This is a genomic window from Stenotrophomonas sp. YJH_SMC_91 (genome assembly GCF_059368495.1).
On the sequence record NZ_JCAFRT010000004.1, the window covers coordinates 213,245 to 239,134 of the forward strand.

At 67.1% G+C, this 25,890-nt stretch carries 29 protein-coding genes; 19 read left to right on the forward strand and 10 right to left on the reverse strand.

Annotated elements, in window-relative coordinates; genetic code table 11:
• Positions 1-159: 159 nt before the first annotated feature.
• Positions 160-564: a GFA family protein gene (locus AC5P5X_RS08140; protein WP_033834825.1), complete on the forward strand. Its 405-nt coding sequence runs from the start codon at positions 160-162 to the stop codon at positions 562-564.
• 279 nt (positions 565-843) lie between these two features.
• On the opposite strand, the gene AC5P5X_RS08145 is transcribed toward AC5P5X_RS08140, so the two are convergent.
• Complete coding sequence (locus AC5P5X_RS08145) at positions 844-2,361, reverse strand: MFS transporter (RefSeq protein WP_111188987.1); 1,518 nt, start codon at positions 2,359-2,361, stop codon at positions 844-846.
• A 107-nt stretch (positions 2,362-2,468) separates the two neighbouring features.
• Here AC5P5X_RS08145 and AC5P5X_RS08150 point away from each other — a divergent pair, with 107 nt between their 5' ends.
• Complete coding sequence (locus tag AC5P5X_RS08150; RefSeq protein ID WP_111188988.1) at positions 2,469-3,404, forward strand: LysR family transcriptional regulator; 936 nt, start codon at positions 2,469-2,471, stop codon at positions 3,402-3,404.
• Between the two features lie 39 nt (positions 3,405-3,443).
• On the opposite strand, the gene AC5P5X_RS08155 is transcribed toward AC5P5X_RS08150, so the two are convergent.
• Positions 3,444-4,307, reverse strand: coding sequence for a DMT family transporter (locus AC5P5X_RS08155; RefSeq protein WP_005412480.1), 864 nt, complete (start codon positions 4,305-4,307; stop codon positions 3,444-3,446).
• Between the two features lie 133 nt (positions 4,308-4,440).
• On the opposite strand from AC5P5X_RS08155, the gene AC5P5X_RS08160 reads away from it, so the two are divergent.
• Entirely contained in the window at positions 4,441-5,820 is a 1,380-nt protein-coding gene (locus tag AC5P5X_RS08160) for an aminotransferase-like domain-containing protein (RefSeq protein WP_111188989.1), read from the forward strand.
• Here AC5P5X_RS08160 and AC5P5X_RS08165 read toward each other — a convergent pair.
• Positions 5,759-6,703 (reverse strand): LysR substrate-binding domain-containing protein, encoded by a 945-nt coding sequence (locus AC5P5X_RS08165; RefSeq protein ID WP_111188990.1) that lies wholly within the window; start codon positions 6,701-6,703, stop codon positions 5,759-5,761. The two genes, AC5P5X_RS08160 and AC5P5X_RS08165, sit on opposite strands and share 62 nt — an antisense overlap.
• 115 nt (positions 6,704-6,818) lie before the next feature.
• On the opposite strand from AC5P5X_RS08165, the gene AC5P5X_RS08170 reads away from it, so the two are divergent.
• Together AC5P5X_RS08170 and AC5P5X_RS08175 are read left to right on the forward strand one after the other, a co-directional pair.
• Positions 6,819-7,517: a glutathione S-transferase family protein gene (locus tag AC5P5X_RS08170; RefSeq protein ID WP_049459422.1), complete on the forward strand. Its 699-nt coding sequence runs from the start codon at positions 6,819-6,821 to the stop codon at positions 7,515-7,517.
• Between the two features lie 87 nt (positions 7,518-7,604).
• Complete coding sequence (locus AC5P5X_RS08175) at positions 7,605-8,279, forward strand: class I SAM-dependent methyltransferase (protein WP_088431383.1); 675 nt, start codon at positions 7,605-7,607, stop codon at positions 8,277-8,279.
• Positions 8,280-8,282: 3 nt separating this feature from the next.
• On the opposite strand, the gene smqnr is transcribed toward AC5P5X_RS08175, so the two are convergent.
• A complete protein-coding gene (smqnr, locus tag AC5P5X_RS08180) occupies positions 8,283-8,930 on the reverse strand; it encodes a SmQnr family pentapeptide repeat protein (protein ID WP_111188991.1) in 648 nt (215 codons plus the stop codon).
• A gap of 157 nt (positions 8,931-9,087) precedes the next feature.
• Here smqnr and AC5P5X_RS08185 point away from each other — a divergent pair, with 157 nt between their 5' ends.
• Positions 9,088-9,864, forward strand: coding sequence for a DeoR/GlpR family DNA-binding transcription regulator (locus AC5P5X_RS08185; RefSeq protein ID WP_012479318.1), 777 nt, complete (start codon positions 9,088-9,090; stop codon positions 9,862-9,864).
• Positions 9,865-9,875: 11 nt separating this feature from the next.
• Entirely contained in the window at positions 9,876-11,009 is a 1,134-nt protein-coding gene (locus AC5P5X_RS08190; RefSeq protein ID WP_049459421.1) for an MFS transporter, read from the forward strand.
• A gap of 66 nt (positions 11,010-11,075) precedes the next feature.
• Here the strand turns inward: AC5P5X_RS08190 and AC5P5X_RS08195 are convergent, their stop codons facing one another.
• From AC5P5X_RS08195 to AC5P5X_RS08220, 6 genes are all read right to left on the reverse strand, one after another.
• Positions 11,076-12,356, reverse strand: coding sequence for an RICIN domain-containing protein (locus AC5P5X_RS08195; RefSeq protein WP_111188992.1), 1,281 nt, complete (start codon positions 12,354-12,356; stop codon positions 11,076-11,078).
• Positions 12,357-12,523: 167 nt separating this feature from the next.
• A complete protein-coding gene (locus tag AC5P5X_RS08200; RefSeq protein WP_012479316.1) occupies positions 12,524-14,029 on the reverse strand; it encodes a PepSY-associated TM helix domain-containing protein in 1,506 nt (501 codons plus the stop codon).
• Between the two features lie 11 nt (positions 14,030-14,040).
• A complete protein-coding gene (locus AC5P5X_RS08205; RefSeq protein ID WP_495215954.1) occupies positions 14,041-16,179 on the reverse strand; it encodes a TonB-dependent receptor in 2,139 nt (712 codons plus the stop codon).
• A gap of 129 nt (positions 16,180-16,308) precedes the next feature.
• Positions 16,309-16,695 carry a DUF2946 family protein gene (locus AC5P5X_RS08210; RefSeq protein WP_111188993.1) on the reverse strand — a complete coding sequence of 129 codons (387 nt, stop codon included), beginning with the start codon at positions 16,693-16,695 and terminating at the stop codon, positions 16,309-16,311.
• 211 nt (positions 16,696-16,906) lie between these two features.
• Positions 16,907-17,161 carry a hypothetical protein gene (locus AC5P5X_RS08215; RefSeq protein ID WP_005408345.1) on the reverse strand — a complete coding sequence of 85 codons (255 nt, stop codon included), beginning with the start codon at positions 17,159-17,161 and terminating at the stop codon, positions 16,907-16,909.
• An 11-nt stretch (positions 17,162-17,172) separates the two neighbouring features.
• On the reverse strand, positions 17,173-17,397 hold the full coding sequence (locus tag AC5P5X_RS08220; RefSeq protein WP_005408344.1) for a hypothetical protein: 225 nt from the start codon (positions 17,395-17,397) through the stop codon (positions 17,173-17,175).
• Positions 17,398-17,885: 488 nt separating this feature from the next.
• Here AC5P5X_RS08220 and AC5P5X_RS08225 point away from each other — a divergent pair, with 488 nt between their 5' ends.
• The 12 genes from AC5P5X_RS08225 to AC5P5X_RS08280 all read left to right on the forward strand — a co-directional run bounded on the left by AC5P5X_RS08225 (position 17,886) and on the right by AC5P5X_RS08280 (position 25,888).
• Positions 17,886-20,222, forward strand: a complete 2,337-nt coding sequence (locus AC5P5X_RS08225) for a VapE domain-containing protein (protein WP_329762592.1) — start codon at positions 17,886-17,888, stop codon at positions 20,220-20,222.
• A complete protein-coding gene (locus AC5P5X_RS08230) occupies positions 20,223-20,498 on the forward strand; it encodes a DUF7696 family protein (protein WP_049459415.1) in 276 nt (91 codons plus the stop codon).
• Positions 20,499-20,572: 74 nt separating this feature from the next.
• Positions 20,573-20,800 (forward strand): hypothetical protein, encoded by a 228-nt coding sequence (locus AC5P5X_RS08235; RefSeq protein WP_049459414.1) that lies wholly within the window; start codon positions 20,573-20,575, stop codon positions 20,798-20,800.
• A gap of 41 nt (positions 20,801-20,841) precedes the next feature.
• Positions 20,842-21,480, forward strand: coding sequence for a deoxynucleotide monophosphate kinase family protein (locus AC5P5X_RS08240; protein ID WP_495215955.1), 639 nt, complete (start codon positions 20,842-20,844; stop codon positions 21,478-21,480).
• Positions 21,481-21,632: 152 nt separating this feature from the next.
• On the forward strand, positions 21,633-22,016 hold the full coding sequence (locus tag AC5P5X_RS08245; RefSeq protein WP_049444117.1) for a hypothetical protein: 384 nt from the start codon (positions 21,633-21,635) through the stop codon (positions 22,014-22,016).
• Positions 22,017-22,371: 355 nt separating this feature from the next.
• Entirely contained in the window at positions 22,372-22,800 is a 429-nt protein-coding gene (locus AC5P5X_RS08250) for a helix-turn-helix domain-containing protein (protein ID WP_223846372.1), read from the forward strand.
• The gene (locus AC5P5X_RS08255; protein WP_005408337.1) at positions 22,797-23,147 is read left to right on the forward strand and encodes a hypothetical protein; all 351 of its coding nucleotides are present in this window, start codon (positions 22,797-22,799) and stop codon (positions 23,145-23,147) included. The genes AC5P5X_RS08250 and AC5P5X_RS08255 overlap by 4 nt, the downstream gene beginning before the upstream one ends.
• The gene (locus AC5P5X_RS08260) at positions 23,144-23,629 is read left to right on the forward strand and encodes a glycoside hydrolase family 24 protein (protein ID WP_012479306.1); all 486 of its coding nucleotides are present in this window, start codon (positions 23,144-23,146) and stop codon (positions 23,627-23,629) included. The genes AC5P5X_RS08255 and AC5P5X_RS08260 overlap by 4 nt, the downstream gene beginning before the upstream one ends.
• Before the next feature lie 279 nt (positions 23,630-23,908).
• The gene (locus tag AC5P5X_RS08265; RefSeq protein ID WP_181453843.1) at positions 23,909-24,238 is read left to right on the forward strand and encodes a hypothetical protein; all 330 of its coding nucleotides are present in this window, start codon (positions 23,909-23,911) and stop codon (positions 24,236-24,238) included.
• Between the two features lie 117 nt (positions 24,239-24,355).
• Entirely contained in the window at positions 24,356-24,910 is a 555-nt protein-coding gene (locus AC5P5X_RS08270) for a hypothetical protein (RefSeq protein ID WP_111188997.1), read from the forward strand.
• Complete coding sequence (locus tag AC5P5X_RS08275; protein ID WP_111188998.1) at positions 24,907-25,497, forward strand: phage baseplate assembly protein V; 591 nt, start codon at positions 24,907-24,909, stop codon at positions 25,495-25,497. Before AC5P5X_RS08270 ends, AC5P5X_RS08275 begins: the two co-directional genes overlap by 4 nt.
• A gap of 52 nt (positions 25,498-25,549) precedes the next feature.
• Positions 25,550-25,888 (forward strand): GPW/gp25 family protein, encoded by a 339-nt coding sequence (locus AC5P5X_RS08280; protein ID WP_005408332.1) that lies wholly within the window; start codon positions 25,550-25,552, stop codon positions 25,886-25,888.
• Positions 25,889-25,890: the final 2 nt, after the last annotated feature.

The window sequence follows — 25,890 nt, forward strand, 5'->3', positions numbered from 1 at the left end:
CATCCATCGTCCTGCGGCTTTCACTGGCATCCTGTCGCGGTCCTGAAGCCGCATAGTTAGCCACAAGCGGGTTCACCGTGGCATCTACGGCCCGTTCAGGCACATCGGCGCACCGTCTGCGGCGGCCCCCGCGGCCAGACGGATCACACAGGAGCAATGATGGGCATCACTTCCGTGGCCGGCGTTCCGGTCCAACCCCAGCACCGCGCAACCTGCCACTGCGGCACCGTCGAGCTGCTGCTGGACCTGCCGGACGGCATCGTCGATCCCCGCCGCTGCGACTGCTCGATGTGCCGGCGCCGGGGCGCCATCGCCGCCAGCGTCCCCCGCCAGGGCCTGCAGGTGCTGCGCGGGCAGAACCACCTGCAGATGTACCAGTTCAACACCCATGTGGCCGAGCACTACTTCTGTGGCGTGTGCGGCATCTACACCCATCACCGGCGCCGCTCCAACCCCGACCAGTACGGCTACAACGTGGCCTGCCTGGAGGGCATCGACCCGTTCGCGTTGGGGGTGATCCCGGTCAGCGATGGGGTCAACCACCCATCAGACCGCACCGGCTAGTGGCGCGTGCGCCGCGGCGGCGTGGCCACCTTCTGCCAGGGCGCCATGCCGCTGCGCCCGGCCCGCGCCGGGCGTTTCAGCCAGGGCCGGCGCGGCGGTGCCGGTGGCGCATCCGCGGCCGGGGGAGGAAGCGGTCGACGGCCAGGCCAGAGATGATCGAGCAGCCACATGGCAGGTCTCCGTGGGGGACGGGGACGACCAAGCCTAGGCCCGGGTGGGCATAGGCAGCGTGAGCGGGACACGACAACGGGATGACGGCGAAGGCGGGCGATGAGCCTGCTACGCAGTACGCCCGACCAGCGCGTCTTTACGTTTCCGCAGCAACAGGTGCAACAACGCAGCACATGCGGCGGTCAGCAGCGCCAGTACACGCAGCAGTGTTGCCAGCGCCTCGCTACTGGCGTGCTGCAGCTGCATGCGACTCATCGCCGGTAGCAGTGCCTGCGCCTGTTCCCGCGCCCCGGTGGCCAGATAGGCACCGGCACGCGCCAGCGATGCCGGCGACGCGCCCTGCAGCTGATGGCCGATCAGCAGCGCAAGCAAGGCAGTGACTGCGGCCAATGCGATGCCTTCACCGGCTACACGCACGGTCCCGAAGATGCCGGCGGCCATGCCCGCACGCTGTACCGGCACCACGCTGACCGACAGCCCATCCATCAGCCCCCATGGCAAGGCCGTCCCTGCACCGACCAGCATCAGCCACGGCACCCACTGCGAAGGCGACGGCTGCGATGCATGGCGCGACAACAGGTACAGGCCAGAGGCACAGACCAGCAGTCCCAGCGTGCACAGCCGCGCACTTCCAACGCGCTCCGCCCAGCGCGCAGCCAGCATCGGCAGCACCAGCATCGGCGTGGACAGGGCCAGCATCTGCAGCCCCACCAGGGTCGCGCTCTGTCCGTGCACTCCCAGCAGCTGCAGAGGCAATACCACCAGCAGCACCACGTAGCCGAAGCAGGTTGCGACCGGCAGCAGCTGGACACCGAGGAACGCCGGTTGCGAGAACAACGAGAGGTCCAGCAGGGGTGAGCGGTGCAGTCGTTCGATGCAGATGAACGCTGCGCCCAGCAGCAGCGTCGCCAACAGCGCCAGTTGCACGCGCACGGTATGCAGGCCGAACTCGCCCAGCCACAGCAGGGCCAGTGTCAACGCTGCCAGCATCAGGCTGAAGCCCAGCATGCCGCCGACATCCAGCCGCCCGCGTTCACCGTGGCTTTCGGGCAACACACGCGCGCCCAGTACGAAGGCGGCGAATGTCAGCACGCCGCCGACGGCGAACACACTGCGCCATCCCAATGCCTGCAGCAGCAGACCCGCAAGCAGCGGCCCCAGCGCCAACCCCGCACCGAATGTGGCGCCCAGCAGGGCGAACACACGGCCACGCATCGGCCCCTGCCAGGCATGCGCGAGCGCAGCCGTGCCGGACGCCAACGCCGCTGCGGCGGCAACGCCCTGCAGCCCGCGCGCCAGATCCAGCCACAGCAGCGTGGGCGCGAGGCAGACGACGATCGTGGCGACGGTGAAGCCTGCCGTGCCCAGCAGGAACAACCGCCGCCGGCCATAGCGGTCGGCCAGGCCACCGGCAGCGAGCAGCAGGCTGCCGAAGGTGAGCATGAAGGCATTGGTCACCCAGGCCAGCACGCTCGGCGACGACGCCACGGCACGGGCCAGCGCGGGCACCGCGACGGCACCGGCCGAGAAGGACAACGGCAACGCCAGTGCGGCCAGGCAGACGGCAAGCAGGGTCCAGCGCTGCTGCGTCTGGACAGGTACAGGGAGCATCGAAACCGGGGCCATGCGGGCCTCCATCCATCAGGGGCATTGATGATGGACAGGCCGCTATCCCTGAAAAACAGGCTCGATGGACGTTGATTGCGTCCCACTGTTCCGTAATCATGCCCCGCATGGACTCCATTTCTGCCCTGCTCGCCTTCGTCCGCACCGCGGAGGCTGGCAGCATCGTCGGCGCTGCGCGTGTACTTGGCCTGTCCGCGTCGGCGGTCGGCAAGCGCATCGCCCGTCTTGAACAGGAGCTCGGCACCCGCCTGTTCCAACGCACCACCCGCCGCGTGCATCTCACCGACGAAGGCGAACTGCTGCTGCAGCGCTGCCGGCGTGCACTGGACGAGCTTTCCGAAGCACAGGCGGACCTGGCGCAGCGACAGCACGCCCCCAGCGGGCTGCTGCGCATCGGCCTGCCCACCATCGGGTACCGCTTCCTGCTGCCGGTGCTGCCCGGCTTCCAGCAACGCTATCCGCAGGTGCAGCTGGAACTGGACTTCAACGACCGTATCGTCGATGTGGTCAGCGAAGGCCTGGACGCGGTGATACGCAGTGGTGAACTGGCCGATTCCAGCTTGACCGCACGGCGACTGGGCGGCTTTCGTTTCATCCTCTGTGCGGCGCCGGGCTATCTGCAGGCGCATGGCACGCCCGGTGATGTGGGCGAGCTGCGCATGCATACCGCGCTGCGTTTCCGTTACCCCACCACCGGAAAGCTGCATCCGTGGCAGCTGCCGGGCATCGAAGGCGATGCGGGGGCACGCCTTCCCACGGCGATGACCTGCAACAACATGGAGGCCGTGCTTGCCGCTGCGATCGGTTGCATGGGCCTGGCCTGGATGCCTGACTTCCTCGCTGCTGACGCGCTGGCCGATGGCCGCCTGCAACGGGTACTGCCTGCGCTGCCCACGCACCAGGGGCAGTTCTCGTTGCTATGGCCCGGTGGGCGCCATCCCAGTGCACGCCTGCGGGTGTTCATCGACTATGCCGTTGCGCATCTGTTCCAGGGCGCCCCGGAAAAGGGGACGGAGGGGATTAAGTCGTTTCAGGCACAGTAGGACCGATTACGACTTAATCCCCTCCGTCCCCTTTTTCGTTCAGCGACTGAAGCGGCGCGCGCCGGCCACGCAGATCACCGCGACCACGGTCACCAGCACCATGCTGAGGCTGACCGATTCGTGCAGCAGCAGCGCAGCCAGGGCGAGGCCGAAGAAGGGCTGTAGCAGCTGCAGCTGGCCGACGGCGGCGATGCCGCCCTGCGCCAGCCCGCGGTACCAGAACAGGAAGCCGATCAGCATGCTGAACACTGCCACATAGCCCAGCGCCCACCACGCCGAGGCACCGACCGCAGTGAACGAGGCCGGGCGCATCAGCACCGTCAGCGGCAGCATCACCGGCAAGGCCAGCAGCAACGCCCAACTGATCACCTGCCAACCGCCGAGATGACGGGCCAGCCGACCACCTTCGGCATAGCCCAGCCCGCACACCACGATCGCCGCCAGCATCAGCAGATCAGCTTGCAACGATGCCTCGATGCCGTTGCGCACCGCATAGCCGACCACGCAGGCACTGCCCAGCAACGAAAACAGCCAGAACGCCGGGCGCGGCCGATCGCCACCGCGCAGCACGCCGAACACCGCAGTGCTCAACGGCAACAGGCCGAGAAACACGATGGTGTGCGCCGACGATGCGTGGCGCAGCGCGAGTGCGGTCAACAACGGAAAGCCGACTACCACCCCGAGGCTGACCACTGCCAGGCCTGGCAGGTCACTGCGCCGCGGCCACGGCTGGCGCAGCAGAAGGAGCAGGCCGAGGCCGAGCACGGCGGCAATGGTGGCGCGTGCAGCGGTGACGAATCCGGCGTCCAGCTGCAGCACCGCCAGGCGGGTGGCCGGCAGGGAGCCGGCGAAGATCACCACACCGATGAAGCCATTGATCCAACCACTCGCCGACCGTTCCACGCCTGTACTCCTGAAGGTGCCGGACGATGCCCGGCTGGACCTGCATGGAAGCATCCGGCGCGGGAAGACCCCAGCTACAATCCAGTACAGTCCCAAGTAACTGTACTGCCCACACTTCCACTACGGTTCCACCATGCCGCGCCCGCTTACCCGCATCGAATCGGTCATCCAGACCGTCCGCACCCGCATCAGTGCACGGGTGGATGGTCCCGGCTCACGCCTGCCTTCGGTCCGTGCGCAGGCGGCGACGATGGGGGTTTCGGTCTCCACCGTGGTCGAAGCCTACGAGCGCCTGGCGGCCGAAGGCCTGATCAGTGCGCGCGCAGGCTCGGGCTTCTACGTCAGTGGCCCGGCCGCACCGCTGGCGCTGGCCGAAATGGAGCCGCGGCTGGATCGCGCGGTGGATCCGCTGTGGGTATCACGGCAATCGCTGGAAACGCCCGCGGGCGACCTCAAGCCAGGGTGCGGCTGGATGCCCAGTGACTGGCTGTATCACGATGGCGTGCGCCGCGGCCTGCGCCGGCTGGCGCGTGCCGATGCCATGCAACTGGTGGACTACGCCGCCCCGCTCGGGCTGCCCGCGTTGCGCCAGCTGCTGCAAAGGCGCAGCGCCACGCTTGGCATCGATGCACCGGTGGAGCAGATCCTGCTGACCGAATCCGGTACGCACGCGGTCGACCTGCTCTGCCGTTTCCTGCTCAAGCCCGGCGACTGCGTGCTGATCGATGACCCGAGCTACTTCAATTACCACGCGCTGCTGAAGGCGCACCAGGTGCAGGCCATCGGCGTGCCGTACACGCACAGCGGCCCGGACCTGGAGGCGTTCGCGCAGGCCCTGCAGGCACATTCGCCGCGGCTGTACATCACCAATTCCGGATTGCACAACCCGACCGGCGCGGTGCTTTCCGCAAGCACCGCGCACCGCCTGCTGGGCCTGGCCGAACGCAGCGAACTGATCATCATCGAGGATGACATCTTCGCCGACTTCGAACTGCAGCCGGCACCGCGGCTGGCCGCGCTCGATGGGCTGTCACGGGTGGTCCACGTCGGTAGCTTCTCCAAGACGCTGTCGGCAGCGTCGCGCTGCGGCTACATCGCCGCGCGCCACGACTGGATAGAGGCGTTGACCGACCTGAAGCTGGCGACCAGCTTCGGCGGTGGCCATCTGGCCGCGCAGTTGATGCACATCGCGCTGACCGACAGCGGTTACCGCCGCCACATGCAGTCGATACGTTCGCGGCTGGCCGATGCACGCCGGCACACACTGCGGAAACTGCAGACGCTGGGTATCACGCCGTGGCTGCAGCCGGAAGCCGGCCTGTTCCTGTGGTGCCAGCTGCCCGATGGCCGCGACGCCGCCGCACTGGCGCGGCAATGCCTGCGCGAAGGCATCGTGCTGGCGCCGGGCAATGCCTTCAGCCAATCGCAGCGCGCGGCCGACTATGTACGTTTCAACGTTTCGCAGTGCCAGGACCCGAGGATCTGGCAGGTGCTGGCGCGCGCGCTGAGTTGAGCTGGTAATGCGCGACCAGCGCATCCACCACCACGCGCACGCCCGGCAACTGGCCGCGACGATGCGGCAGCAACACGCTGGTGGTGACTTCGCCGGCATGCCACGCCGGCAGCACCTGCTGCAGGCGGCCGGCGGCGATGGCCGCAGCACACAGGCTGTGTGGCAGTACGGTGATGCCAAGACCCGCTTCTGCCGCCGCGATCAGCAGCTGCGATTCATTGCCGACCAGCGCCACCTGCGGCTCCACCTGCACGGTGCGGGCGTCGGCGCCGTGCAGCGTCCAGCGCGTTGCATGGCGCGCGGTCAGCAGGCCGGCATGCGCGCGTAGCTGTTCGGGCGTGTCCACTGCCGGCGCGGCTGCCAGATAACCAGGGGACGCCACCAGCACGATGCGTTCGCTACCGAGCATGCGCTGCACCAACCCGGAATCCGGCAGCGGACCGAAGTGGCTGCGCAGGGCGATGTCGATGCCTTCCTGCGCCAGGTCGATGAAACGATCACTCACTTCAACTTCGATACGCAGCCGTGGATAGCGGCGGGCCAACGCGGGCAGGCACGCGGCGAGCTCCCCCTGCACCACCGGAATCGAAGCGCTGATCCGCACGGTGCCGCTGGGTTCGGCCTGGCGGTCGCGGACGATGGCCTCGGCGGCCTCGACCTCGGACAACGCTGCGCGTGCGCGCTCGAAGAACTCCTGACCGACCTCGGTCAATGCGAAGCGGCGCGAACTGCGCTGCAGCAGCCGCACCTGGAGCTGTTCTTCCAGCAGCGCCACGCGCTTGCTCAGGGTCGAGCGCGGCAGGCCCAGATGGCGCCCGCCTGCAGCGAACCCGCCCTGCTCCACCGCCGTCACGAACAGGGCCAGATCGTTGAGGTTGAGCATGCGCAACGTCCACAGATGTGGACTTCAGGATGCCATTCAAGCGGCTTCCTGGGCAATGTCCACGCAGGCACGCTTTCCTCACCCGCCGCATCGCGGCTTGAACCGGAAACCTGCCATGACCCCGATCCTCTTCTACGGCGTGCCCTCGGGCTGCTCGTTCGGCTCCATCGTCGCCCTGGAATGGCTGCGCCAGCCGTATCACCTGTGCCGCATCGACATGCCCGGCCAGGTGCAGAGCGAAGACTACCGCCGCCTCAATCCGCTGGGTGAAACCCCGACCCTGCGCACCGCGCAGGACGAGCTGCTCAGCGAGAGCCTGGCCATCCTCAACCATCTGGCCGCGAAGGGCATCGGGCAGGGGCTGGGCTTCGCACAGGGCACGCCCGGCTTCGATCGCCTCAACCACCGGCTGGCCTATCTCAACACCAGTTTCTTCGGTGCCTACGCGCCGCTCTGGCACGCACTGGAGCATGCGCAAGGCGATGACGGCGAGGCGCTGCGTGCCTATGGCACCACCAAGGTGCGCCACGCCCACCAGGCGCTGGAGCAGATGATCGGCACGGGCCCGTGGCTGCTGGGCGAACAGCGCAGCTTTGCCGATGCCTACTTCGCCGGCATCGCGCGCTGGAACGACTATCACCAGGTGGTCGATCGTCGCGAGTTCCCCAGGGTGCAGCAGCTGTTCGAGCGCCTGCAGGACGACGCCGGCGTGCAGTTCGCCCACGCCATCGAAGCGCAGCAGCCGGCAACCAGCAGCGGTGGCTTCCTCGGCGAGGTGCGGCTGGAAGACGTGCTTGAGGCAGCAGCGGCCTGAGCCCTGTCCTGCCCGTGTGGCAGCGGCGCGCAATGCCTCTTGCGCGCCGCGCTACAGTGGTATGTCCCCCGCCGCAGGAATCCGCGCATGTCCACGTTCTCCGACCCGCAGGCGGTGGCCCGCTATGCCGAAGCGCCGCTGCGCCAGGTGCCCGGTTTCCTCGCGTTGCAGCAGATGAGCCGCCTGCTGCTGGCCGAACGCGTTCCCGCGCAGGGCCGTGTGCTGGTGCTGGGCGCCGGTGGCGGGCTGGAGCTGAGGGCTTTTGCCGAGGCGCAGCCGGGCTGGCAGCTGCTGGGCGTGGATCCGGCCGCGCCGATGCTGGCCCTGGCCGAGCAGACACTGGGTCCGCTGATGCCGCGCGTGCAGCTGCTGGAAGGCTACATCGACGATGCGCCCGATCTGCGCTTCGATGGGGCCAGCTGCCTGCTGACCCTGCACTTCCTCGATGCCGGGCAGCGCCTGCACACGTTGCGCGAGCTGCACCGGCGCCTGCAGCCCGGCGCGCCGCTGGTTGTGGCCCACCACAGCGTGCCGCAGGAACCGGCCGGCAAGCTGCGCTGGTTGCAGCGCTACGCAGCGTTCGCCGAAGCCTCGGGCGTTGCCCACGCCGATGCACAGCGCGCGATCGAGGCCATTGCCGAGCGGCTGCCGCTGCTGGCCCCCGAACAGGAAGTGGCGCTGCTGCAGGAGGCCGGCTTCGACGGCGTGGAGCTGTTCTACGCAGGCTTCAGCTTCAAGGGCTGGGTGGCGTACGCCGGGTGATGCCTACGGCACCACGGTGATGCCGATGCGCTGCATCAACAGCGCCACCTGCTGCACGTCCAGCGTGGCACCACGCAGGTTGGTGCTGCGCAGGTCCAGCTCACCCAGCTCCGAGTTGGTCAGGTCGCAGTCGGTGAAGTTGGCGCTGTTCCAGTCGATGCCCTCGAACTGGCCGCCGGACAGGTCCGAGCCGGCGAAGCTGGCGCCACTCACATTCGCGCCATCCCATCGGTTTTCCCACAGCTCGCACTTTTCCAGCGTTACCCGCGAGAAATTGGCATAGCGCAGGTTCGACTTCTTGATGAACGCGCTGCAGAACCAGCTGCGCGTGGTGATCTGGTTCATGAAGTTGGCGTTGCTGAAATCCGCGCCCTGCGCGCGGCACTCGCTGATCTCCAGGCCCAGCGCCTTGATGAAATTGAAATGGCACATGCTGATATCGCAGCTGCGGAAACTGGCTTCCTTCAGCGTGGCGCCATTGAAGCGGCAGCCGGCGCGGCTGTCGGCATCGTAGAAACTGCAGTTGATGAACTCGGTGCCGGTCAGGTCGGCACCGGAGAAATCGCACTCGTGGAACTGCTGGTCGACCACTTTCTGGCCGGTGTACTGGTCCGCGCCGATGCGCAGCTTGCGGTGAACGGTGGGAGACATCAGGGATTCCATGCCAAGTGCCCCGCCATGATGCCGGGCCGCGAGGCCGATCCATAGACCCCGGGGCGGGCGGGTTCACCGGCAGTCCAGCCGCCCTGTGCCCTCCCGACCAATGCATGTTGTTGCATGATTATGCACGAACGTGCAGACTTGCGGCATGAGCGCCGACCCCAGCCCCCTACCCGCCCAGCGCACCCGGCAGATCCTCGAGGAGCTGCGCCAGCAGGGCCGCGTGGTCGCCGCCGAACTGGCGCGCCGTTATGCCGTCTCCGAAGATTCGATCCGCCGCGACCTGCGCGAGCTCGCCGCCCAGGGCCTGTGCCAGCGCGTCTACGGCGGCGCCGTGCTGCCGCCGCCCAAGGAACGGCCGCTGCGCGAGCGCCTGACCCGTGACCGCGGCGACAAGGCCGAGCTGGCCGCCCGCGTCTGCGCGCTGCTGCAACCCGGCCAGGTGGTACTGCTCGATGCCGGTTCGACCAATCTGGCGATCGCCCAGCAGCTGCCGGCCGCTCTCGGGCTGACGGTGATCACCAACGCCCCGCAGATCGCCACCGCCGCCAGCATGCTCGAAGGCACTTCAGTGCAGCTGATCGGCGGGCGCCTGGCCAGCGGTGGCGGTGCGGTCGGTGCCGAGGCGTTGGCCCAGGTGCAGCGCCTGCGTGCCGACGTGTACCTGCCCGGCCCCTGCGCGGTGGACGGCGACACCGGTGTGTGGGCAATGGATTCGGAAGAAGCCACACTGAAGCGCGCGATGGTGGCCTGCAGCAGCCGCGTCATCGTCGCCGCCACCACTGAAAAGCTCGGTGCCCGCGGCAACTGGCAGATCGCCAGCCTGGACGAGATCGACGACCTGGTGCTGACCACCACCGCACCGCCCGCCTTGGCGGCTCGCTTCCACGCCGCCGGTATCGCGGTGCACCCCACGCCTCCCTGACCGTACTGCTCATGTCCCTTGCCAACCGCGCGCGTGCCGAACAGCACGCGACCCGCGCTGCGTTCTTCATTCCCGGCTTCGCCACCGCGTTGTGGGCCACCCTGGTGCCATTCGCCAAAGCGCGCACCGGGATCAATGACGCCACGCTGGGGCTGGTGCTGCTCTGCCTCGGTGCCGGCTCGCTGCTGGCGATGCCCTTGTCCGGCGTGCTGGCCGCACGCCTCGGTTGCCGCCGGGTGATGGTGGCCAGCAGCCTGCTGATCTGCCTGACCGTGCCCGGCCTGGCCCTGGCGGGTTCGGCCTGGACGCTGGGCGTGGTGCTGTTCGTGTTCGGTGCGGCCGTGGGTGCGATGGACTGCACGATGAACGTGCAGGCCGTCATCGTCGAGCGCGAAGCACGGCGGGTGATGATGTCTGGCTTCCATGCCTTCTTCAGCATTGGCGGCTTCCTCGGCGCGGCCACCATGACCGTGCTGCTGTCCGCACAGTTGCCGCCCTTGGCATCGGTGCTGATCGGTGTCGGCACCATGCTGCTGGTGACGCTGTTGTCGGCGACCTACTGGCACAGCGAACGCATGCCGCACGACACACCGATGCTGGCCCTGCCGCATGGCATCGTGCTGTTCATCGGCGTGCTGGCGTTCGTCGCCTTCCTCGGCGAAGGTGCGATGCTCGACTGGAGCGCGGTGTTCCTCAGCGATGTACGTCGCGTCGATGCCAGCCTCGCCGGCGTCGGCTATGTGACCTTCACCCTGACCATGACGGTCGCGCGCCTGTTCGGCGATGCACTGGTGGCACGCGTGGGCCGCCAGCGCGCGATCGTGTTCGGCGCGCTGCTCGCCGCTGCCGGCGTGCTGGTGCTGACCCTGGTCACGCCGTGGCAGGCATCATTGGCGGGCTATGTGCTGGTCGGCCTCGGTTGCGCCAACATCGCGCCCGCGCTGTTCTCGCTGGCCGGCCACCAGACCCGCATGCCCGGCGCGCTGGCCATCACCGCCGTTTCCACGCTGGGCTTTGCCGGCATCCTTGCCGGACCGGCGTTGATCGGCTTTGCCGCCAATCATTTCGGTCTGATTGCTGCGTTCATCGGTGTGGCCACGGCCTTGTTGCTGGTGGCCGTGTCCACACGTTGGCTGCGGGTGTGACGCCTGTACGGAACCGCGCGCCCGAAGGCACGCGGTTCCAGAGCATGACATCAGCCCTGGCTCTCCTCAGTAGGAGGAGAACTGCCAGCGCTGGTTGTCGCCACCATGGCACATCCACATGTGCACCTTGGAGCCATTGGTGTTGCCCAGGCCAGGATCATCCAGGCACATGTTGGTCTGCGGATTGCGGATCTCGCCGACCAGGCGCCACGACTGGTGCGCACCGCCGTTGCAGGACCACATGCGGATCGCATTGCCGTCATGGCTTGCGCCGTCGGCTGCCTCCAGGCACTTCCCGCCCAGCCCGCGGATCGATCCATCCGAACCCAGTTCGAAGCGCTGCTGCGGTACACCCGCACAGTCCCACAGCTGTACGCGGGTGCCATCTGCCGTGTTGGCGCCTTCCACATCCAGGCACTTGCCGCCGACACCGACGATCGAGCCGTTGGCCGGATTGAACTCCCACTTCTGGTTGGCAGTCTGTGCGTTGCTGTAAAGCTGGATCTTGGTGCCGTTGGCGCTGGAGGCGCCGATGGCGTCGAGCACCTTATCGCCCACGCCGACGATGGAGGTATTGGTGAACTTCCATGACTGGTTCCAATCACCGTGCGCGTCATACAGCTGGATCCGGCTTCCATTACTGGTGCCGTAACCTACGATATCGAGTACGCGGTTGCTGGGCACACCGGTGATGGTCGACGTGTTGGGCTTCACCGTCCACAACTGCTGCGGCGTGCCCGGCGTGCAGTCCCACACTTGGATGGCGGTACCCGGACCGGTGTTGGCGCCTTCGGCGTCGAGGCACTTGTTGCCTGCGCCGCGGATCTCACCAAAGGTTGGAATGTTGCGCAGGTTGATCGGCGCCGACACCGAACCTTGCGAGAACTGGCCATCGCCGCTGAAGGTGGCGGTGATCGATGCGGTGGTGAAGCCGGCGGGCACGGTGTAGTTCACCGCAACCTTGGCGGGGCTGCCATAGGCATAGCGATGCGTACAGAACTGGACATCGCGTGTTGCCGCATAGCAAGCCTGGTCAAGCTGGGAAACGAGACCTGCCATTGGTGTATTGGTCGTGCTGACCTGCACTTTACCCACCGCTTGGCCATTCACCTTGAATTCGACGAAGCCACCGATCTGCTCATTGCCCGGGATGTGATACAGCCCCAGCGCCTGGCCATCGACCTGCGCAGAAAGCTGGATCACCTGCCCCGGCGCCGGAAGGGCATTGGACACGGAAGCCGTGGTGGTGGTCGGGAGGTTGTAGAGACGCGGGAACGATTTGGCCTGCGCGCCCGCAGATGCCGCTGCAATTCCAATTGCGAGAACACCCATCGAAACGTAGTTCATCCTTGCTCCATTTACGTTGTGTGGAAATCCTATCCAGGGACCACCATTGAAACGCTGCAAGTACGGTGCCCCCTGCACTCCCTGGCCATCGACATCGACTGCGGGCCGCGGCCTTCATGGCCAGGAACTCCGGATAGTCTCACAGACGGCGCGCTCGCGGCAGGATGCTACCGCCGCCTGCGCCGCAGTTTCATCCGCAACCGGCGGTAGCCGATCACCGTGGCCGTTGCACACAACGCAGCGCCAGCCAGGCTCAGCAGCAGCAACACCGCCAGCCGGGCGGTGACCTGACGCAGCATCGCCGGCAGGTCCCAGCTGTGCAGGAAGTGGAACAGCCAGCGACCCACGCGCTCGCGACGCCCCATCGTCAGCAACGGGTCGCCAGTGGCCAGATCGAGGTAGACCCGCGTCGCCTCGGCATCGTCAAAATCAGCGACCGCCACCGGGAAGCGGCGTACCGCTGCGCCGTTCATGGCTTCCGGTGCACGCGGGTAGAAGTACGCATCCGCTGCATGCTGGACCCAGTACCCCTGCACGGGCGCATCGGACAACGCCCGCACCTTCTGCTGCAGCCATGCGGCCGGCAGCAACCGCGCAACCTGCAGATGACCATCACTGCCGGACACAATGCGGGTCTCGCCCTGCCCGTCCAGCAACACCGCGAACAGCTCACCATCGATGCGTCGCCACTGGAACTCCACCGGCTTGAAGCGCGCGTCGTCGACGGCCGCCAGCAGCGCCGCCGGTTCACCCAACGCGCCATCCACCGCCACCGTACCGCCACGATAGCGTCCGCTGTCGATCGCTTCACGCGTGCTGCTGAAAACTCCCAACGGATTCATCGACATCAGCCCGCTGAAGATCCAGGTGAATATGAAGGCCGCAGCCACCAGCCCGATCAGATGGTGCCAGCGCATCCAGGGCTCGACGTACGGCGTCTTCGCGCCAGTGCGGTAGTGCCCGCGGAAGCGCCAGCGCCACACACCCACCACGATGCCGCTGATCGCTGCCACCGAGCACAGCGCGGACAGCACGATCACCACCCACGTCCACACCGGGTCCACCGACTGCATGCGCAGGAAGTACAACCAGTGCAGCCAGGCGCCCGCATAGTTCCAGCGCTGCTGCACATGCGGTGCGTCCTGCACCACTTCGCCGGTGTGTGAGGACACATACACATCCCCTGGCTGCGCGCCGCCCACTTCAACCCGGTACAGCGGCCGATGCGCATCCAGCGCACGCGAATGCGTCCAGCGGTCTTCATCCACGCGTGTCGCGCCGACGAAGGCTTGGCCGCCCGCGAACTGTGCGGCGGATGCTTCGGCTCGCTGTGCCGACACCGGCAGCAGCGCCTGGCCGGTCACGGCAGACCAGGCGCCCACGTTGCTGCCATTGCGCACCACGTACGCAGGCTCGCCACGCAGCGTCGTCAGCGCCACAACCTCCGGCTCGGCCTGCACCACGGCAGGCAGTACCGACAGCCCCTGCAGATCGCGAGCATCCCCCAGCACCGGCAACGCCGCCAGCCGCTCACCGGGTGTCAGCTTCGGGTAACCAATGAACAGCATCACCATGCCGCTGACAAACCACAGCAACATCAGCAGGCATCCGCCGATGCCCAGCCAGCGGTGCACCAGATAGGTCCAGCGCTTGGCGGTGGATCGCAACGTCATCGCCAGCCTCCTCAGAAGCGATGATCAACGGTGAATTCGACGCGCCGGTCCGCACCCAGCAGCCACTGCGTGCTGGTGTAGTACGCGGTGGCGTAGTACGCCTTGTCGAACACGTTGAACAGCCGCGCCGACAGCCGCGTGCGCTGTGCCGCCTGCCAGGTCAGTGCCAGGTCGGTGGTGCTGTAGCCGGGCAGCTCCAAGGTGTTGGCGTTGTCGGCGTAGCGCTTGCCGACGTAACGCACGCCGCCCGCCGCACTCCAGTCCGGTGCAAACTGCCAGCTCAGCCACACATTGGCCAGGCGCTCGGCCACGTTCGGTGGCACGTTGCCATCACGCGACACCAGCACCGCCGGCGAACCGGTGGTTTCCAGGAAGTCCTCGAACTCGGCCTTCAGCACCGTGGCATTGGCATCGAGCGACCAGCGCGGCGCGAAGTTCCAGTTCAAGGACGCCTCAATGCCACGCGAGGTCTGTGCGCCCACCTGCACGCGGCGATCCGGCACCAGCGGATCGCAGCTGAGCAGCCCGGTCTTGCGGATGCGGTACGCCGCCAGCGTCCACTCGCCGCCATCGAAGGCCTGCTTCAGGCCCACCTCGATCTGCCGGCCCTTGGCCAGGTCGAAGGCACCGTTGGCCGGGCTGATCATCAACAGGCCACTGACCGGGTCCGCCGCCTGCGAGTACTGCGCATACAGGCTCAGCGTCGGCCGCAACGCGAACACCGTGCCTGCACGCCAGCCGGTGCTGCGGTAGGTCTTCGAGAACGCGTTCTGGCCGCTGATCAGATCGGTACGATCAATGCGCGCGCGGTCGTGGCGCAGCCCACCCAGCATCGACCAGCGCTCGCTCAGCGCCAAGCGGTCTTCCACGAACAGCGCGTACTGCTCGGCACGATTACGGTAGCGCGGCAGGTTCGGCGCGTCGCTGGTGAACTGGCCCGGCACCGGATCGAACGGATCGACCGGGCCCGAGCTGCCGGCATAGGTGTTGTTGGTGTGCTTGAAGTGCGCGCGGTTGGCATCGAGGCCCACGGCGAAGCTGTTGGCCAGGCCCGCAATGTTCCCCTGTACCCTCAGCGTCGAGGTCAACCCGGTCTGGTCCTGGTCGTGGGTGATCTCGGTATTGCCTGAGCGATCGATCAAGCCGGTAGCGCGGTTGTAGACGTAGGCTTCGGCATTGCGCCAATCGCGCTGGCTGTCGATCTGGTAGAGGCGCGTGCGCCATTCGACGCTTGCGTTCGGCGTCCACAGCGCATCGAGCTGGGTCCAGCGGTCGCGGTAGCGGATGTCGCTGTCTTCCACGTTGTAGTTGCGGTGGCGCAGCGCCTCCAGCTGGCGGCCATCCACCAGTGGCGTGCCGAAGTAGCGCATCGGTTGCTGATAGCCTTCCGCATGGGTGAGCGACAGCTGCAGATCCGCACGCGGTTGCCACAGCAGTGCGCCGGAGAAGGTGGCATCACTACTGCGCCCGCGATCAACCCAGCCACCGCTGTAGTTGCCGCTCACATCCAGCCGGTAGGCCAGCTCGGGCGTCAGCGCGCCACCACTGCCGAAGCCCAGGCGTGCGGTGTCCTCGCTGCCCACGGTTGCGCTGATCTCGTTCTCGATTGCCCCACGCGTGGGCTTCTTCGGCACGATGCTGATCACGCCGCCGATCGCACCGTCGCCATGGATCACCGAAGCCGGACCGCGCAGCACTTCGATGCGCTCGATGGACCAGGTATCGAACGGAAAGGTGATGCCCACGCCGCCATACTGGCGCAGCCCGTCATACAGGCGCATCACGGAAGCGCCATCGGTGAAGCCACGGCTGGACAGCGCACTCAGGCCGTTGCCCGGGTGCGGCATCGCACTGATCGCACCGGCGCGGCTGATCGCATCATTGAGGTTGGTGTCGCCGCGCTGTTCCAGCTGCTCGCGCGAAATCACCGTCAGGCTGGCCGGTGTCTGCAGCACGCTCAGGCCCAACGCAGAGCCTGCGCTGGAGGTGGAAGACAGCTCGCCGCTGCGGGTATCGACCACGCGCACGGTATCCAGCGTGGTCGGTGGTGCCGCATCGGCGGCAAGTACAGAGGCGGTGTGCAGGAGCAACGCGCACATGGCAGGCAGCGTCGCCCGGCGCAGGCGCGCGGAGTTGGGGTTCGTTTTCATCTGTTCACGGCATGCAAGGCCACCCTGCAGTGGCAGGGCAGCTCAGGGAGTTCGGGGAACGCGCACGCAGTCGCGCCAGGCCAGGCCTGGCAGCTTGGGAAAATCAATCCAAAGGCGTGCGCGCAGGGCTCAGACAGCCATGAAGACCGGCGGCCCGCGCGCTCCCAATGTGCCGCTGACCCGCTGCGGCAACGCCTGCACTGCACCACGCAGCGCACGGCATATCGATACCATCGGTGCCAACAGCAGCAATGCCGCCACCAGCAGGGTGATCAGCCGCGCGGCGATCAGGCAGTAGTCGCAGTCCACGCCCATCTCATGCGCGGCGTGTGGATCGGCGGGCGGCTTCTTTGAGACCTCGCCCTGCTGCATCGCCATCGCGTGGTGGTCGTGATGGCCCTCCATCGCATGCTGCACATGCTGGGAATGGTCCATCGCCGCTACCGGCACAGCCGCTGCTACGTGACCATGCGCCAGCCAACGGCTCACCAACGGGGCGAGCAGCACCAGCAGCATGGCAAGCCATGCCAGGGACTGGAACCGGCGGTGGAGGACAGAACGACGCACCCGGCCATTCTACGGGCCTGCGGTCAACCTTGGACCACGTTCAGGGTTGCCCGGCGGCCAGTGCGACGTTATGACGCAGCCTCCAGCGCAGGGGATCGTCCACTGCCCGAGGGGGACGGAAGGCAGCCTGGCCGGCCCCTTCCGCCCCCGCACCGGATGACTAGAACCGCGCCGGCTGCTGCACCGCGCGCTCCAGGAACATGACACCCGCCTGCAGGCTGTTGCGGGCGTTCTCCAACCAGCGCTCCGGATCGGCTACCGCGAATCGCTCCTGTGCATCCACATCACCCGAGTCGGCCAGATCAGCCAGCTGCAGATGGATGTGGTTCTCCACCAGGCTCACCAGCACGGCGAGCTCGGCCGATAAACCGGCGATGCGTTCGGTGAAGCCAGCGTCGTTGCTGTTCAGAGACATGTCCCCTGTTCCTATGCGTTGCGGTGTTGATGGATGGCTTCGAAACGCTCGGCACAGGCAGGCCCACAGAACAGCCTTGCCGGATCGTTGTCGAAGTCTTCGCTGCAGTCCGGGTTGTGGCATTCCCCCATGGGAGTGAGAGGGGCAACGTTGCTGGCCCGCGTTGCGTGCTGGGCCAAGGCGCGTTGCAGGTGGCGCGCTTCCATTTCCTGCGCTTCGTCGATGGTGTCCGTCATGCGGGTTGTATTTTATCGAGGGGTGGTCGCACCGATTGAGAACGTCGCAACGACGGTCAACGACGCGGATTCCGCGGCGGATCGGCGTTCGTGGTTGCAGTGGATTTCAGGCATGCAGGCTCCTTGTGCACGGGCGCCCGAAGGCGCGATGGAGAGAAACGATGGGCCGTCGTTGACGGCGATCGCATCATCCGAAAACCGGTTCTCGCCAACTGCGACGCATCGGCGCGACCACAGCAATCTGCGGATCGTCATCACAGATCCAACGAGTAACGGGCGGCCTGTTCGCGACCGGGGATGCAAGGTACTGGAAGGTGTTGCAAATGAACCCCCATTCCGACACCATGACCGTGTCACCACCTCCCATCACATCCTGACCACACTGCGTCGGTCGGCCGCTGCGTGGCCTGCGCACGCCAGGTACTGCACAGCACGTTGGCCGCCATCGGCCGCCGTGGACCGATCCACGTTCCCAGGGGCTCCGTCGAATGCACACACCGCATCCCACGCAGGACATCGTTCCCGCGTTCCTGCAGGCCATGCACGCGCACGGTATCGTGCCGGACGCGCGCGGCCGCGACGCGCTCAATGCCGATGGCACGCTGGTGCGCTTCCATGTGGAAGGCGACCGTCGTGGCACGCGCAATGGTTGGGCGGTGTTGTTTGGAGACCACGTGCCGGCCGGCGAGTTCGGCAGCTGGCGGACGGGCACCCGCCATGCCTGGTGCGCGAAATCGCCGACCGCGTTGAGCGCCGCCGAGCAGCGTGCCATCCGGCAACGCCAGGAGGCGGCCCGCAGCGCGCGCGAACGGGATCAGCGCGAGCGCGAGGGCGCCGCCGCCAAGGTGGCCAATGTGCTGTGGAACCGCGCCATTCCCGCGGATGCCCACCATCCCTATCTCGTACGCAAGGGCATCCACGCACATGGCCTGCGTGTGGCGCCATGGCCGGTGCGCAACAGCGATGGGCTGGTCTTCCGCCACATCGACAATGCCCTGCTGGTACCGGTGATGAACAGTGCGGGCCGGATTGTCTCGCTGCAGGCGATCTTTCCACGCATGGATCCGGCACTCGGACGCGACAAGGACTTTCTTTCCGGCGGCCGCAAGCAGGGCTGCTTCCATGTCATCGGCAAGCCGGTTCCCGGCCAGCCGATCGCCATTGCAGAGGGCTATGCCACCGCCGGATCCATCCACCAGGCCACGGGCTGGTGCGTGGTGGTGGCCTGGGATGCAGGCAACCTTGGCGCGGTCGCCCGAGCCTGGCGCGGCGCCATGCCGGACGCGTCATTCGTGCTGTGTGCCGACAACGATCAGTGGACGCGGCAGCCGCTGGACAACCCTGGCGTCACCCTGGCCACGCAGGCTGCCGCGGACATCGATGCCCGCGTGGTCTGGCCCGAGTTCGCCACGCTGCATGGCGACGATGACCGCCCTACCGACTTCAACGACCTGCATCTGCGCGAGGGGCTGGACACCGTGCGTGCCCAGTTGTTGCCCGCCATGCCGCCGGCAGGGGGCGACGACGTGGCGCTGGACGATGCGCCGTCATCGGCCAGCGCGCGCTACCAGGTGCCTGGCAACCTGTCCGCATTCGATGCCTTCACCCCGTTTCCCGATACCAACGCGCGCGGGCGGCCGTTGCCAACCGCCCGCAACCTGGCCGAGCTGTGCCGTCGTACCGGTGTGACCGTGCGCTACAACGTCATCCGCAAGGATCTGGAGATTCTGGTTCCTGGGCTGCAGACGACCGTGGACAACGCCAAGGAGGTCGCGGCGGGCGAAGTGATGGATTGCATGCACCGCGCCGGCATGGCCACCGCCAGCTTCGAGACCAACCTGTGCCAGGTGGCCGAAGCCAATCCCTACAACCCGGTAGCCAGCTGGATCACCTCACGGCCGTGGGATGGTCAGTCCCGCCTGCAGGCGTTCTTCGACACCGTGCAGGAAGCCAGGCCCACGCACATGGCCGACGGCCGCGTGCTGAAGGAAGTCCTGATGCGACGCTGGCTGATCTCCGGCGTGGCTGCGGCGTTTGAGCCCGATGGCGTGGTCGCGCGCGGCGTGCTGACGTTCGTTTCGAAACAGAACCTGGGCAAGACACGCTGGGCGCGGCAGCTGGCGCCGGTAGAGCTGCAACTGATCGCCGACGGGGTGGTGCTGGATCCGGCCAACAAGGACAGCGTCAAGCAGGTCATCTCCAGATGGATCGTCGAGCTGGGCGAAGTCGATGCCACCTTCCGCCGTACCGATATCGCGGCACTGAAATCATTCATCTCGCGCAGCCATGACGAGATCCGTCGCCCCTACGCGCGCACCGAATCCCGCTATGCGCGGCGCACCATCCTGTTTGCCAGTGTCAACGACGAACGCTTCCTCCGCGATGCCACCGGCAACACCCGCTGGTGGACCGTGCACGCCGTGGCGCTGGGCGAACCGGCGCGGATCGACATGCAGCAGGTCTGGGCAGAGGCCCATGCGTTGTACTGCAGTGGCGAGACCTGGCACTTGAGTGCCGAGGAACTGGATGCGCTCAATGCCACCAACAGCGAACACGAACCCATCTCGCCGATCGCCGAACTGATCGATCGCCATTTCGACTGGTCGCTCCCTGCCGAACACTGGAGCGCGCATTACCGCGCCACAGAGATCGTCATCGCGGTGGGCATCGACAGGCCCAACCGTCGCGAGGTGAACGAGGCCGCGGCCTACGTGGTGAAGCGGCATGGCGTGCGCACCCGCGTCGTGGGCAAGGAGCGCGCCAAGGTCTGGCTGATGCCACAGCGCAGACGCAGTCTGGCCGAGCACGCGGCAGGGCCGTTCTAGATGCCGCGCCTCCATGATGGTCGCGACGTTGACAGCAGCAGCGGCGACTGGCGCCTGCACTGCGAAGCACGTCGCCTGCTGCAACTGGACGGCTACCGGCGCATGGGTACCGACGGGCGCTGGACGGCGGTCAGTCCGCGCCGGCACCGCCAACAGTATCTCGAGGGTGTCCAGGCCGCACGTGGCCCCGTTGAGCGTGAGCGTCTGGCAGCGGCGGCATTGCGGCTGTGGATCGCCAGCCCGCCCGCCCAACCGCACCATGATGCAAGTAGATGAAAGGTGTTGCCTAGGAGTATCTACAGGGGCAAGATGCAGGTATCGGCCCGCCACCTTCCAGGAGCGCTTCCGCCATGCCCCGTCCCCAACTGCATGCCTTCGAAGGTGAGCAGCTGACCGTGCAGCAGATCCACCAGCGGGTACCGGTGCTGTCCGAGCGGACCATCCGCGACCACCTTGCTGCCGGCCGGCGTACCCGCACCGCCATGTTGTGCTTTGACCCGATCGCCGCAGCGGCCCGGGGAGGGCGCATCACCCAGCGCATCCTCCGCGCCCGCAGCGTCGTCGGTCGCGATTCCTGATCCTCCGGCACCTGCCGCATTTCTCCAGGAGTAGATTCCGCATGATTCCCGCCTCCCCCGACAGCGGTCATCGCATGATTGCCGACACACTGGCCGCGTTCCGTGCCGGCCCTGCACTGGGCAGCATCGCCCTGCGGCCGGCGCCGCGTGCGCGCGTACCGCTCTACATCGGCATCGCCGGCAGCAAGCGCTCGGGCAAGGACACACTCGCCAATGGACTGGCGTCGGCGTTGTCACTGCCATGCGACAGCTTCGCGGCCCCGCTGCGGCAACTGGTCGCCTCCCTCCTCGGGCTCTCCCTGCACGAACTGGACAGCCGCAAGGAGGACGCCATCGACTGGCTGGCCGAACTCACCCCGCGCCACCTGATGCAGACCGCCGGTACCGAGTGGGGGCGTGACCGCGTCCATCCCGAGCTGTGGGTGCGCTCGCTGTTCGCACGCCTGCCCGAGGGCGGGCTGGTACCCGACGTCCGCTCCGCCAATGAGGCCCGCGCGATCCGGCGTCGTGGTGGTGTCGTGATCCGCGTCAATCGCCCAGGCCATCGCAGCAGCGACCCTCATGCCAGCGAGCAGCCGCTGCCGCATGAGCTGGTCGACATCGAAGTCGACAATGACAGCACCGCGGCCGATCTGGTCCGCAGATCGCTGGACCAGCTGCGTTCGCGCGGTGTGATCTGATCCGGAATGCCGGCCCGCCATCCGGTCCATCCCCCGAACCCAGCGCAGGCCCCGACCCATCATCGGCGAAAATGATGTAAGGTCATCCCCCATCACCGACGACACCTGTCGTCACCCTGCATCCCCAACCCATTTCGCAAAGAGGAAACGCCATGGAGGTCGAACAGTTCACGTCGACGCGCCTGAAGGCCATCGAGTTGTTCAAGTCCCAGCCCAAGGGCAGCAAGGACAACGTGAGCCTGGATGCGATCTTCATCTCGCTGTGCACGCTGGCCACTGCCCGGGCAGGCGCTGGCAGCGCCCAGCAGGCGCGTACCGTGGCCCGCCCGGGCAACCAGCAGCCGCCCGCGCCATGGTTCGTCGAAACCCTCGCGGCCCTGAAGGGCAAGGGCGAGTCGATCACCGTGGCGCGCTTCCTGATGTTCGCCAACCGCTTCCCGGTCAAGCGCATGGACCAGGTCAACGCGGCACGCTGGCTGCGCGACGCCGGGTACATCCCCCGCAAGACCGGCGGCAATCTGGTGTTCGATCTTTGATCCAGCGCCCCCTGCAGTCCTGAAGCCCCGGCATCGTCCGGGGCTTTTTCGTTTCCGGCCAGTACACGGCGCATGAGGCTGTGTGGCAAGTGGCCGTCCTCACCCTGTACCTGCCCCATCCCCTTGATCTGCCTCTGTTCCTGCCAGGTGAGGACAACGAGTACGGATGTACAGGAAAACACCAGCGGCCAGAGCAAGCGGATTCGGCTCACTGCAAGCAGGCGTGTCGTGCTCCTCCCCCCTCCTCACGCACGACTGAACGTCTTCAGCGCACCGATATAAAAGTAGATGAAAGGTGTTGACTCGTCATGCGGGATGGCAACAGTGGAGATCAATGCCACTGAAGACAACCTCCATGAACGCCCTGCCCGACAGCATCCAGACCCTGGCCGAGGTCATCGGCGAATCCGCAGCCCTCACGCTGGTGCGTGCCTGGCCGCCGACCACCTCCAGCACCACCGGCCGTCACCGCGTCATCGTTTACGTCCCCTCAACCCTGCCCGACCAGCACCGGCTGATCGACATCCTTGGCCACGACGTCGCCCAGCGGCTGGTCGCGCACTTCGGCGGCGAACTGTTGTTCCTGGCATCCTGCTTCGCTGCCGGCGCGCACGAACGCCGCGAGCAGATTGCCCGCGCGGTCGCCAGCGGCATGCCACGCGACCATGTTGCGCGTGAGTTCGGCGTCTCACAGACCACCATCAAGCGCGCCCTGCGCGGTGCGCGCACCGCGTTGCCACCGGCTGTCCACCCGGCCCTGCTCAAGGGATACGCACGCGCATGAACGAGAGCGACCTGCTGGCCGGCGTGCCGGATTGGGCCAAGTACCTGGGCGGGACCTCGGGCGTGCTGATCGCGGTGTCGCTGTGGCTGCGCCAGTGGTTGTCGTCGGCCAAGGTCGACCGCACCGCCGATGAAGCCACCAGCAACACCCTGCGCACCCTTCAGGAACAGCTCGCGGCCGAACGTACACGCGCCGATGGGCTGATGCACGAGCGCGAGGCAATGGCCCAGGAGATCGGGCAGCTGCGCGGTGAAGTCAGCGCCCTGCGTGCACAGATCGCCCAGCAGAGCGTACAGATAGACGCTCTGTTGAACCTGGTGCGCAAGCAGCCGGGGGCCGCCGCATGACCGCCGCGGCAGCCAGCGCCCTCGGTGGCGCCAACGTCGCCGCATTCCTGGACATGCTGGCGGTATCCGAAGGCACCGACATTCCGAACCAGCGCTCACGTGACCGCGGCTACGACGTCATCGTCGGTGGCCAGCTGTTCACCGACTACCGCGACCATCCCCGCGTGCTGGTGTCGTTGCCACGCTATGGCATCAAATCCAGCGCCGCCGGCCGCTACCAGTTCCTGCGCAGCACCTGGGATGACCTGCGCGCGCGACTGGGCCTGCCTGACTTCGGGCCAGTCTCCCAGGACCGTGCAGCAGTCGCCCTGCTGAAACAGTGCGGTGCCTACGAGCTGATCCGGCTGGGACGCTTCGATGCCGCCGTCACCGCGGCCCGGCGCATCTGGGCATCGCTGCCGGGCGCCGGCTACGGCCAGAAGGAGCACGCACTGGAAACACTGCGCGCGGCGTACCGTGCCGCCGGCGGAGCCCTGCAGTGACGCCCGCGGCACTGAGGTTGGGCATCGGGTTGCTGGTCCTTGCCGGTAGCCACGCGAGCTGCGCCTGGCTGGGATGGACCCTGCGCGACCGCACTGCGGACCTTGCCGTTGCCACCACCCGGGCAGCGCAGCAGGAGGCCCGCACCGATGCAGTCCAGCGCGCGCACCAGCAGGCCCTCGCCAACAGCGCCGCAGGCGCGCAGGCCGAATCACAGCGCCTGGCCCACCAGGCCCGGCACACCGAACAGTTCAACACCCTGCAACGGGACATCGAGACCCATGCCAAGACTCCTGGTCGTGATCGCGGCGACGCTGACGCTGAGTTCGTGCGCATCTGGCGCGAGGCCAACGCCGGCCACGCCCTACCGCGCTGACCTCAGCATCGCACCTGCCCAGCTGCTTCCCCCACCCCGCCTGCCGGACCTGCACGCAGCCAGCGATGACGCGCTGCTGCGCAATCACGTTGCGGTCGCACAGCAGTACCACGCGCTGGCCGACCAGCTGAGTGCGCTGCTGTGCAGCCTCGGCAGCCAGCGCGGCATCACCATCAATGGCGCCGCGCCGGCAGCACCCGCCGACTGCGGCAACAGTGCCACTCCCACGCACTGAGCCTGCCGGATACGGCCACGCCTGCAATGCCACCCCACCGCGGTGATGGCAACACTGGCTGCAGACCGCGCGCGCCGCACGGGCCACGCCCTTCTTCCCTTCCCTGCATGAGCTGACATGGCGAACGATCCCTTCCCTCCCACGCTCGATCCGCTGATTGCCGCGATCGAAGCCGCAATCCGCGCACGCTTTCCGGGGTTTGCAAGCGTCGAGTTCCATCGCGACGCCAACGCCGAGGGGATGCCCCTGCCGTCCTGCCTGCTGGCGATGACCCGCTGTGACCGCAGCAGGGACAACAATGATGGCAGTGGCCTGCTGCAGGCCACGCTGCGCTTCGAAGCGCGCATTGCGCTGCCGGCGACCGATGCAACCACAGCGCTGCAGCTGCGCAACGCGGCCCTCGCCCTGGCGACCTGGCTGCACCAGCTCGGCCGCTTCCCCGGCGTTGCCAGCGGTGCGATCGATGTGATTGCAGCATTGCCGGAAGACCCCGCGGCGGCACAGCCGGGCCTGCGCACCTGGATCGTCGAGTGGTCACTGCCGGTCGCGCTGGGCGACAACCCCTGGGACGACGCTGGCGGCGTGGTGCCGCAGGCGTGCTACAGCTTCGCGCCGGAGATCGGCCGCGTCCATGAGTCCCGCTACCAGCCATTGCCGGAGCGCGCACCATGAGCGCCGAACACGCGCGGTTGATCGGCAACCTGCTGATGATCGGTGTGGTACGCGAGCTGGACGAGGCAAGCGGACGCGTTCGCGTCGATGCCGACGGCATGCTTACCGACTGGATTCCCTGGCTGGAACGCCGCGCCGGACCGGGCATGCGCAGCTGGTGCGCTCCCGAACCGGGCGAGCAGGTCGTGCTGGCGTGCCCCTATGGCGACCCTGGCCAGGCACTGGTACTCGGCAGCCTGTACCAGGACCGCTTTCCGCCGCCGGCCGACTCGCGCCTGCTGCAGCGCACCGAGTTCGCCGACGGCAGCAGCGTCGAGTACGACCGGGAAACCACCACGCTCAACGTCCATGTCGGCAGCGGCAAGGTCATCGTCACCTGCGCGAATGCACAGGTGATCGCCAGCGAATCGATCGTGCTCGATACACCCTCGATCAAGGCCACCGGCGATCTGGATGTCAGCGGCGCGATCAGCGCCGGCAAGGACATCAGCACACCGGGCGAAGTCAAGGCCGGTGCCATCGGCCTGAAGGCACACAAGCACACCGCACAGGGTCCGACCGCACCCACCACGCCCGCGCAGCCCTGAGCGGCCACGCCTGCAATGCCCTGAAAACCCGCACTCCACGACGATAGAGGCCATGCGAGGAATCGACGCCAACACCGGCAAATCACTGGATGGGCTCGCCCATCTCCACCAGTCCGTGCGTGACATTCTCACCACGCCTCTTGGCTCCCGCGTACTGCGCCGCGAATACGGTTCACGCGTGTTTGAACTGATCGATGCGCCGACCAACCGCTCGCTGCGCATGGACCTGATCGCGGCCACCGTCGACGCGCTGGCGCGATGGGAACCGCGTCTCCACGTCGAGAACGTCGACGTCTCCCTCCCCGCCCCCGGCGTGATGATCCTGGCAGTGACCGGGATCCACCTGCCGGACGGCGAGGCCATCACCATCGAAGGAATCGAGGTTCGCTAACC